This window comes from Chitinophaga sp., from assembly GCF_035564935.1.
GTDB lineage: Bacteria > Bacteroidota > Bacteroidia > Chitinophagales > Chitinophagaceae > Chitinophaga.
The window spans coordinates 1-2475 of record NZ_DATMTE010001110.1 but is presented as its reverse complement, the minus strand read 5'-3'; the positions used below and the strand labels follow the sequence as shown (position 1 = coordinate 2475).

Annotated in this window: 3 protein-coding genes; all 3 read right to left on the bottom strand. The window is 48.1% G+C overall.

Going from position 1 to position 2475, the window contains the following annotated elements:
• Positions 1–43: 43 nt before the first annotated feature.
• A complete protein-coding gene (locus tag VN105_RS28695; protein ID WP_325646748.1) occupies positions 44–880 on the bottom strand; it encodes an oxidoreductase in 837 nt (278 codons plus the stop codon).
• Positions 881–962: 82 nt separating this feature from the next.
• A complete protein-coding gene (locus VN105_RS28690; RefSeq protein ID WP_325646746.1) occupies positions 963–1865 on the bottom strand; it encodes an AraC family transcriptional regulator in 903 nt (300 codons plus the stop codon).
• A 68-nt stretch (positions 1866–1933) separates the two neighbouring features.
• The gene (locus tag VN105_RS28685) at positions 1934–2374 is read right to left on the bottom strand and encodes a nuclear transport factor 2 family protein (RefSeq protein ID WP_325646744.1); all 441 of its coding nucleotides are present in this window, start codon (positions 2372–2374) and stop codon (positions 1934–1936) included.
• Positions 2375–2475 lie beyond the last annotated feature (101 nt).

Here is a 2475-nt window from a genome sequence, read left to right as displayed (position 1 = left end):
ATCCTGCTCCAAGACAATTTAAATCGCCGAAGGCGATGTACCGCTACACTATAGCAGTGCCTACTGTTACTTCTTTCCATTGCTCCAGGTCGGCTTCTATGGCCGCTATTTTCTGGTAGGCGAGGTTGTAGGCGTCTTCGCCGAGGAAGAGGTGAAGCGGTGCATTTTCCTGAGTTGCAATGTCGATGATGGCCGCCACCGCTTTTTCAGGATCACCCGGTTGGTTGCCGTTAATTTCATGCTGGTGTGCCTGCTGGGCTGCACGAACAGATTCGTAAGCATTCAGTTGGTTGGCTGGCAAACCGAGGGAGCCGGAAGTAAGGAACTCGGTTCTGAAATAACCGGGAGATACAATGGTCACCGAAATACCGAATGGTTTTACTTCGGCCGCCAATGATTCTGATAAACCGTCTACCGCAAATTTGGTGGCGCAGTAGATACCGAAGCCGGGGAAATAACCGCTAAAGCCGGCAATGGAGGAGACATTGAGGATATGCCCGCCTTGTTGCGCTCTCATATGCGGCAATACGCTGCGCGTTACATTGAGCAGGCCAAATACGTTCACATCAAAGTTACTACGTGATTCAGCATCCGATAACTCTTCGATACTACCTACCTGTCCGTAGCCAGCGTTGTTCACCAGTACATCTATGCGTCCGAAACGGCTGATGGTTTCTTTTACCGCCGCCTGTACACTGCTTTCTGTTTTCAGATCCATGGCAAGCGGGAGGAAATCATCGCTTGTTGCCACTTTGCGGAGGTCGTCGATACTGCGGGAAGTAGCGGCTACTTTATATCCTTTACTTAATAACTGTTTTACGAGAGAACGGCCTAATCCTTTAGAGGCGCCGGTTACAAACCATACTTTTTTGTTGTCCATGATCTTGTGTTTTTTGTTCTCACAAAAGTAGACCAGGGATTGCTGCCGGCTGTTACATTCATCAAACCAATAATTGCAAAATTCAAACAATGCGGAAAGCACCGGGGGTGATGCTGGTTTGTTTTTTAAAGAAGTTGCTGAAATGAGCAGGTTCTTCAAATCCGAGGGCATAGCTGATCTCCGCTACATTCCAGCTGGTATGCTTTAACAGTGCCTTTGCTTCAGCGGTGATCCGTTCCGCAATGTGTGCGGTGGTGGTTTTCCCGGTAGTGTCACGGATGGCCCGGTTCAGGTGGTTCACATGAACAGAGAGTTGCTTTGCAAAGTCGTTGGCGGAGCGCATTACAAAACGCTGCGACGGCGATTCAATGGGAAATTGCCGCTCCAGCAGATCCGTGAATACCGCTGTAATACGCGACTTCGCATCTGCATGCTGGTACAGGGTTTCAGAGGGCTGCATTTTTAAGGCATAATGAATGATCTCTGTGAGATAGCTGCGCAGCAGGTCGTATTTATACACATAGTCGGTATTGATTTCGGCCAGCATCTTTTTAAAGAGCTGCGATACCTCTTTGTCCTGTTCTTTTGTGAGCAGGTAGGAGGGAATGCCGCCGGGCATCAGCATGGGCAGGTCGTGCAGGTTACCGCGGGTAGTCCCGGTAAAAAAGGATTCCCTGAAAATGCAGAAATAGCCGCTGTTATCGGCTGATAGCGGTTCCCAGCCGTATGGTATCTGCGGGTTAAAAAAGACAAGCGCACTGCCTTTTACTTCCGTAGTTTTATCAGCGTAATGGAAGATGGTGGAACCCCTCAGCAGGCTTATTTTGTAGAAGTCGCGGCGACTATAGCTAACCGTAGAGCGGCCATCTACTACACAGTCTTCCAGCCGGAATACATTAAAATGCCCGATATCCTGCTGCAACTTATCAGGTACAGCCTGGAACTTATGTTCGTAAAATTCCCGGAGTGATTCTGTTTTATTCATCCTGCAAAGTTACAAAATTCACACTATGAACAGATGATGGTGATTCCCGGGGTAATCACCATCATCATTTAGCAGGCTAGTACCAGATCTTCCGGTTCCCGGAAATTCCTTTCGCTGCTTTTAATAGGTACATCATTGATAGATGCCAGCCGGCGTTGCATCAACCCGTCAGCGTTAAACTCCCACAGCTCATTACCGTAGGAGCGAAACCAGTTGCCGGCATGATCATGCCATTCATATTCAAAACATACGGCAATGTGGTTGTCTGTAAAGCTCCAAAGTTCTTTTTTGAGGCGATAGTCCAGTTCCTTCTGCCATTTCTTTGTCAGAAAGGCCACTACTTCTTCGCGGCCATTAATAAACTGGTCGCGGTTGCGCCATACTGTATCGGGTGTATACACCAGTGAAACCTTTTGCGGATCACGGCTGTTCCAGGCGTCTTCTGCCATCTGCACTTTCTGCAGGGCGGTTTCCCTTGTAAATGGCGGGAGGGGGAATTTTTTTTCCATGTTAGCAGGATTTGAATGTTTATGATTAGATAGATCGATCTGTCTGTAATTGAGTTTAAAAAGATCGCCTTCGGCGATGCGGATTTTGTCTGACTCAGGAT